Source organism: Albidovulum sp. (genome assembly GCF_049646345.1).
GTDB lineage: Bacteria > Pseudomonadota > Alphaproteobacteria > Rhodobacterales > Rhodobacteraceae > Albidovulum.
This window is the reverse complement of the sequence record NZ_JBARVQ010000019.1, coordinates 21,344-28,735: the sequence shown is the minus strand read 5'-3', so window position 1 is coordinate 28,735 and position 7,392 is coordinate 21,344. Positions and strand designations below refer to the sequence as shown.

At 62.9% G+C, this 7,392-nt stretch carries 4 protein-coding genes, 1 tRNA gene and 2 rRNA genes; 3 read left to right on the top strand and 4 right to left on the bottom strand.

Annotated elements, in window-relative coordinates:
• The 3 genes from WBB85_RS00555 to WBB85_RS00545 all read left to right on the top strand — a co-directional run.
• Positions 1 to 327 (top strand): 23S ribosomal RNA (locus WBB85_RS00555); the annotation flags it as partial.
• 73 nt (positions 328 to 400) lie between these two features.
• A 5S ribosomal RNA gene (gene rrf / locus WBB85_RS00550) occupies positions 401 to 515 on the top strand.
• Between the two features lie 72 nt (positions 516 to 587).
• Positions 588 to 664: transfer RNA gene (locus WBB85_RS00545), tRNA-Met, on the top strand.
• 166 nt (positions 665 to 830) lie between these two features.
• Here WBB85_RS00545 and WBB85_RS00540 read toward each other — a convergent pair.
• Genes WBB85_RS00540 through WBB85_RS00525 form a run of 4 tightly spaced genes read right to left on the bottom strand, consistent with a single transcriptional unit; the run spans position 831 to position 7,290 of the window.
• Positions 831 to 3,929 (bottom strand): helicase-related protein, encoded by a 3,099-nt coding sequence (locus WBB85_RS00540; protein ID WP_432636673.1) that lies wholly within the window; start codon positions 3,927 to 3,929, stop codon positions 831 to 833.
• Positions 3,910 to 5,772 carry a phospholipase D family protein gene (locus WBB85_RS00535; protein WP_432636672.1) on the bottom strand — a complete coding sequence of 621 codons (1,863 nt, stop codon included), beginning with the start codon at positions 5,770 to 5,772 and terminating at the stop codon, positions 3,910 to 3,912. Before WBB85_RS00535 ends, WBB85_RS00540 begins: the two co-directional genes overlap by 20 nt.
• The gene (locus WBB85_RS00530) at positions 5,762 to 6,895 is read right to left on the bottom strand and encodes a DUF6361 family protein (protein ID WP_432636671.1); all 1,134 of its coding nucleotides are present in this window, start codon (positions 6,893 to 6,895) and stop codon (positions 5,762 to 5,764) included. The genes WBB85_RS00535 and WBB85_RS00530 overlap by 11 nt, the downstream gene beginning before the upstream one ends.
• The gene (locus WBB85_RS00525) at positions 6,895 to 7,290 is read right to left on the bottom strand and encodes a hypothetical protein (RefSeq protein WP_432636670.1); all 396 of its coding nucleotides are present in this window, start codon (positions 7,288 to 7,290) and stop codon (positions 6,895 to 6,897) included. The genes WBB85_RS00530 and WBB85_RS00525 overlap by 1 nt, the downstream gene beginning before the upstream one ends.
• Between the last annotated feature and the right edge of the window lie 102 nt (positions 7,291 to 7,392).

Sequence of the window (7,392 nt, the reverse complement as noted above, 5' to 3'; positions counted from 1 at the left end):
TTTAAAGAGGTACGTGAGCTGGGTTTAGAACGTCGTGAGACAGTTCGGTCCCTATCTGCCGTGGGTGTAGGATACTTGAGAGGAGTTGCCCCTAGTACGAGAGGACCGGGGTGAACGTTCCACTGGTGGACCAGTTATCGTGCCAACGGTAGTGCTGGGTAGCTATGAACGGACAGGATAACCGCTGAAGGCATCTAAGCGGGAAGCCCCCCTCAAAACCAGGTATCCCTTGAGAGCCGTGGAAGACCACCACGTCGATAGGCCGGAGATGTAAGCGCTGTGAGGCGTTCAGTTGACCGGTACTAATTGCTCGATAGGCTTGATTTGATCCAGCAGAAGCCAGACTTCACTGGTCAAAGCGATCTTGGATAACGCGTTGATTGTTATGCTTCTTTCTCGGTTTGGTGGTCATAGCACGAGCAAAACACCCGATCCCATCCCGAACTCGGCCGTTAAGTGCCGTTGCGCCAATGGTACTGCGTCTTAAGACGTGGGAGAGTAGGTCACCGCCAAACCTAGCAAGAAGCATTTATATCTCTCTACGATGTGGCCCCCTACAATTCTTGATTGTTCCGGGCCGGAATTGGCGCGGGGTGGAGCAGCCCGGTAGCTCGTCAGGCTCATAACCTGAAGGTCGTAGGTTCAAATCCTACTCCCGCAACCAAATTTATAAACCTTTACAATGCTTTACGCCTCGCATCACGCGGGGCTTTTTGCTGTACAAATTCCAGGTCAACAATAGGTCAACAAAATAACCAAAACTGCAGCGATTCCAGTCGGATAGTAGTCCAACAGGACGCCGACCGCGCTAAAAACGCGCAACGCCGCGCTCAATCGGGACGGAGGCTGATCTGCAACTGCGCAAGCTTCTCGGGCGCGATCTCGTCCCTAACTTGATCAAGCAGAGCAAGAAGGTCGTCCTGTCGAGGTTGCCCGAACGCCAGGCGGTAAAGTGCGACCGAACGATTCAGCCAGGACAGCCTTGTTTCCTCCCGGCTGAACGGAAGCGACAGAATGTGCCGTTCGACCTTGACCGGGCCCTCCATCACCCAGAACGGTTCAAGATCGCCGGTGCGCCTTGCTCCGGCATGCGCTGCGTCGAACATGTTGGCCCAGGGATCGATTGCCTGACCTTCCAGCGCATCTTGAAAATGCCCCGCTACAAGGTTCAGCCGGACCGCATGGTTTTTGTAACGGTGGACGCGGCCCTCGCGCTGCTCCATGTCGACTGGATTGCCCGGCAGGTTCCAGTGAACGATGCGGTGGCAGTATGGATGGAAATCCAGCCCTTCCTGCCCGACCGATGTTGACGCCAGGACGAACGGCTTGAAGGGGGAGTTGAATGCTGTGCGCACAAGACCGGTCCGGTTTACGCCGGTTTCATCCTCGCCCTTCTGCGACAATCTCATTGCAAAACGACCGCGCAGGGTGATCGGGTGCGTTTGCACGATGCGTCCACGCTGCAAGGCATAGTGGTTCAGTTCGATTTGGGCAGGTCGCAGCGATAGCGCTTCGGCCATGCGTTCGACGATTACGCGCACTGCAGAGACAGGTGGATGGCCAACCTGTCCCTCGGCCTCGAACAGCACGTGGGTGTATTCGTCCAGGACAGACTGCAGGTCATGCTCGGCCGCATGACGCAGAACGGCCCGCCAGTAGACATCGCCTTCGGCGCGCAGGAGCGCCTGCGACTCCGGCTGGTTGAACAGTGTCCGGAACGCCATCCCGACATGCGTGGCTGCGGTAAGAATTGCGGGATCGTCCAACGAAAGACCGGGTGCGATGCGCGATAACGCGCGTAGCGCGCAGGTTGCCGGGCTGCCCAGCGCCACGTCGACAAGATGCGCAAGGACTTGCTCTGTGTCTGCGCGGCCGATCGGCCGTTCGGCTGCCTGAGCGAGTTCGGCAAGATGATCGGGCCAGGCTTCCTCGTCACCCTCCTGCCGCAATGTACTGCTGCTCAGCCAATCCGCAAAGCCAGGGTTCGCGATATCGAGGGCGGCAGCACTGCTCCAGTCCCAACCGCCTTCCGCGGCCTCGGTGCTGCGGTCTGTCAGGTTTTGGGCAAGCGGGCGTAATCTCTTCGCGGCGGCGCGACGCATCGCATCGAGGTCGGCAAAGGGGCCATCCTCGCGCAGCATGGTCAGCGGATCGGCCAGCGCCGCCAGACGGGGCGAGGGGATAACAAGTTGCAGCGCACGCAGACCCGCAAGGCGACCTTGGGCGCGGCGGTACTGCAAGGGGCGTGTGGTCGGTGGATCGGTATAGCCGTGGCCCTTGCCCATCCCCATCTGCCGCTCGGCCTCATAGGACATGAACCCGGCGATCGCATCGGGCACCATCGTCCATTCCGAGAAGATCAGCATCTTGCTGACCGGCTGGCTGTTGCCAAAGTAGGGCATCGAGGAAGCGACCCATAGGCGGCGCGCCATGCCTTCGGCAAAGGCCAATTCTGACAGCTTGCGCATGCGGCCGTTGGCTGGGCTTAACGCGGCGTACTGTTCGACCGCCTGCGGCTCGATCTGCAGAGGGATCGCCGCCTTCATGGCGGCGCGCAGGGCGGGCGAGGGTGCCTTGGCCTGGTCCTTCAGCAGGTCGGCCAGCTTGTAGCCGCGCATCAGGTTCAAAAGCCACGGCGAGGATTTCCAGTATTCCACGGTGCCCGGTGCCCCGGCCGCGGCGGCCACCGCAGCGATGGCGCGCGCCTCGATCAGGTCGCCCGCGGTCAAGTCAAGCTCGTGACGCACCTCGCGGATCATGGCATCGCGGTCTGCCGTCTCTGAGACGCGTTCCGTGCGTGCGATGATCTGGCGCAGCTGGCCCTCGATCCCGTGCCGGATGGTTTTGGCGTTCTCGAAACCTGCGGGCAGTACCTGCATCGCTTGGCGAAAGCAGCGCATGTCGACGGCGATCTCTTCGCGTCGGCGCTTGCCCTCTTCAGCACCGAAGAGGAATTCCAGCACGTCGAGGAAATCGCGTTGGTGATCGCCTTCTTCCGGTGCGTCGCCCGCAAGTGTCAGCATGCGATAGGGTGTTGCTGACAGTAGCAAGGTCTTGGCGCTGTTCCCCGCGCTGTCAGTATGGTTGAACAACTGGCGCGCCAGATCGGCCGCGTCGCTGTCGCCGTGCAAAAGATCGTGAAAGCGCTGAAACTCGTCGAGAATGATCAGATCGGGTTCGAGGGACTGAACCGAGGCCTGTGCCAGCATTCCTCGTAATTCGCCGATAAGGGCGGTGCAGGCGTGGCGCAAGTCGCCGTCTATCTGCCGGTGGCGCGCGACCTCGGCACACAGATCATCGATCCGGGTGATCAGGCCGGGGCTGGCCGTGACGGCCTCCTCAAACCGGGCCGCAATTTCGCGGTCCACCGGCAGGGTCGCGACCCGCGCGCGCTCCCCCTCCCAGCCGGTTTCGCCCGACCAGCCCTGAAACAGCCGGATCGCGCCTTTGGGGTGAGCCAGGCGCCCATCCAGCAGCCGCAAGATCAGCGCCCGCTCGCGTGCCCAGCCGCCCGAGGATTTCAGATCAAAGGTTGTGCCCGGCGTCAGGCTGATGAAGTTCACCTTGTTGTGGCGCAGGCTGTTTTCCCCGCCCAGCACCAAGGGCAGAAGGGTCAGCCGCGTCGGCAGCACTTTCGCCTCGCGCTCCATCACGTTCAGGCGGGCGAGGTTCTGGGCGGCGATGGCGCCGTTGGAACAGACATAGATGATGTCGATCCTCGGCACCTTGTCCCAAAGCGCCTCGATCGTGCGGGCGATCACGCCGCGGGCGACCATGGTCTTGCCGAGGCCCACCTCGTCGGCCACAAGAAACTGACGCGTGGCGTCGGCGTTGGTCAGCAGGCGTCGGCAGACGTGATCTACCGTCGCGCGCTGGAAAGCCTTGAGGGGGGCCAGTGCCGGGCCGGGATCAAAGCGGGGGTGAGCCACGGCGCACCTCGCTCAGTAGAACGCTGCGGACCACCTCCCACAGGGCAGCAAACCGGGGCGGAATGACCGATTCCCCATCCGCACCCTTGGCATCGCCCAGCCGGGTCATCAGCCTTTCGATGTCGCGCAGTCGGCGGCCGTCGCCGGAGAGCGACCGGACCATATCCTCAAGGATCGGTGCATCGTCGGCAAAGCCTGCAAAGCCGAGGAAGCCACCCTTGCCACCTTGCAGGATGATCTGCGCCGCCGCCTGCGGATCACCCAGAAGCAGGCGGATGTAGCGCAGGAACGCCTCGCGGTTCTCGATGATGCTGCGCAGGATTTCGGCGGTGCGTGCCTCGGGCAGGTCCTTCAGGGTGGTCCCAAGGGAAAAGACCATCTCGGCCCCGGTTTCCAGATCGGTCAGCCGCAGCCCCAGCCAGCGCGTCACATCGGCAAGGGCAAACTGGCCAAGGTGCAGGCCGGTGCGCCCGAGCGGGGCCGTGAGGGTGAGGGCATGGTTCGGGCCAAGCGTCAGCGGCCAAATCTCGGCCCGGAGGCCGTCGGGCAGGGCCATCTTGCTGCGCGCCGTCAGGGTCAGGCTAATCCGGTTCTCCTCTTCAGGGGCGCAGCGCAGGGTCAGGTCGGCCGCCGCCAGCGCCTTGCGTACCGCGTCAAGGCGCGCCTCGGCCGCCACGGCCGGATCGGGGGCGGGTGCCGTGGCCGGTGGTTGCCACGGCCGTAGAAACCGTCCCAGCCGTTCCGGCGCGATGTGATCGGCCACCCAGCCCATCCTGCGGGACGGGCCCGACAGCGTGGCAAATACCTCGACATTGCTGCTTCTCAGAAGGGCGGCCGCTGTGGCGTTACCCGATCCGACCGTCAGGTCTGTCGTCGATTCCGGTCGAGGGTAGCGTTCGGTCACAAAGACCTTGGCATGCAGGCCAAGCGCGGCGGAAGCGGCCTCGGCTTCTTCCCCGTCCTCGGTTTCTGCCAGATCGTCCAGCACCAATACCTGTCCGAACCGTGCCAGCACCTCGGGCGGCATCTGCGCCAGTTCCTCGGCCCGGCTCAGCAGCCAGCAGTCGGTGGGGGCGAGGCCCTTTGTCAGCTGGATCAGCGCCTCTGCCGACAGGAAAGGGGAGACAATGCCCTGCGCATTGCCGACGCGTGGCCGGAACGGTGGCTGCCCCAGCCCGTTGACGGCAAAGCGCAGGCGCCGCGCACCTTCTGGCAAAGTCCAGACTGCATGATCCAGATCGCGGGCCAGCGCCTCGGCGATCTTGCGATTGCGCGCGGGCGTCGGGCGGCCCCGCGCCAGCCCAGGCAGGGCGCGAAGGAGGGCCGAGATGGGCGCGTTATCAGCCTGTGCGACCTCGGTCACTTCGCCGTCCAGCGACAGTGACAGGTCCCAGCTGCGGTCCGTTGTGAGGTTTCGCGACAAGATGGCAAGACGCAAGCGAATGGGACCTACGCCGCTCAGGGGGACAAACCGCAGCACCCAGATTTTGGGGTGAAACGCACCGCCTTGCGGGGCAAGCACCTCGGTCACCGTGTCTTCCAGCAGCGCGGTCAGGCGGTTCGCCGCGCGGGGTTGAGCGGCGATGCGCCCGGCCTCGCAAAAGATCGCCACCCTTTCGGCCAGCCGCTCCAGCCCGTCCAGCAGCGCAAGCGGCGTGTCGAGCACCTGCGCCCGGCTTTCGGCCGCCTGAAAGGCCATAGTCGCCGGGATCACCAGCGCGGTTTCAAAATCCAGCGAATAGGTCGTAGCCAGCGCCATATCGACCTCATACCCCGGCGGGGCTCGCAGGATTTCGCCATAGAGCGCGCGGTTTTCAGGGTCTAGCGGGCTGTCAGACGGCATCGGCTAGGTCCCGCAGATGGCGCTGCACAACGGTCCAGCGAAAGTTCAGCACGCCAGCCCCCGAGGCCCCGCCCCAGCGCGCCAGCGCCGCATCGTTCGTCAGCCGCGCCTTTGGTCCCTTCAGGCGGGTTTCCCGCCGCAGGATCAGCGCGCGGGCGTCCGGATCATCAGCGACATTATCTCCGCGCTGCGTGATAGCCGCCCATTCGGTGACGAAGGCCGTGGTCTGTGGTGCCACGCGGTGGATTGTCTCAGGGGTCTGCGCCCAAAGCCCTGCAAGGCTCCAGCCTGCGGCCAGACGGTCCGGGTCTTCTGCCTGCCAAACGCCCAAACGGGCGCGGTAGGCCGCGGCAAGATCGTGCCAGCGGCCATGCTCTGTCCCCTGCATCGCGGCGGCGCGTTCGGCCAGCATCAGGTTGTAAAGCAAGGATGCACCGTTCATCACACGGGCAAAGCGTTCGGTCTGATCGACGACGCCGCGATTGCGCGCGCTCCAGTTCGCACGCATCGGGTGGAGCCAGATCGCCTCAGAACCCGCCCGATCGCCCGATTGCGCGAGTTCGTTGAAAAGGCTCTCGCGAGCCGAGACGGCCAGACGGTCGCGCAGGAAGCTGCCTTCCTCCGGCGTCAGGCGAAAACTCGCCTCGTCCAGCAAAGCCTCCGGTGCAGCTGGCAGGCCGGGCGACCAAAGGCCTGAGGCGTCCCGCGCCGCCAGCATCTCGGCCCGGCTGCCGGGCGAGGTGCGGATGCCCAGCGCCAGAAGGCCCGCCCAGTATACATCACTTGGTAATCGCTTCAGGCCGTCGCGCGCCTCGGACCCAATGACGTTTTCCGTCTCACCTCCTCGCAACAGCGAGGTGATCAGCTGAATCTCCATCTGCCGCGCCTGATCGGGCCGCCCGCCGGACTTTGCCACCATCCGGTAAAGCCAGGGCACGAACAGCATGTAGCGCAGCCGCGTCTGGATCGTGCTGGTCCCCGGGAACATCAGATCCGACAGGGCATCGCGGATCGAGCCAAGGCCGAGTTCATCGCGTGAGTCCTCGACCCCGAATAGGTCCATGATCCGGCGCGCGCGGTCACGGTCGGTCTGGTCAAAGTCGATCCAGGCAAGGGTGGACATCAGGCGGTGATCGTTGTCATGAAAGGCCGATGGCCCGTGACAAAGGGCTGCCCATGTGAAGTGCTTTGCAAGGGTGCTCCCAATTCGGAAAAATCGACAAAATCGTGAATAAAGCGGTCATCAATAGCGATTGCCTTGTAACCAGTCTCATCAAATGGCCTTTTGGAACATGCACTGTCCATTTCCAATCTCTTACCTTTCGTTTCAAGACAGCGATGCGCAAAGCTGTCGGAACTCAGATCGACGTAAACGTCGTCTCCGCTCTGAATGATCTCCAACGCCATTACGTCGAAGCCGTGCAAGCCTGTAAGCGCTTGCTGGATGCTGCCAAGCAAGTCAGCCTCGTATCGAAATGCAACCTGCTTTTCCTGTAGAGTTATGTTGGGTGTGTTCATGATCCGCAGACAATTCTCAACGGCATCGACGCTCCAATATTTTCTTCAGCACTTTGATCCGTTTTTTCGCCTGAGTGAGCCTGCCGCAGAATCGCATAGTTG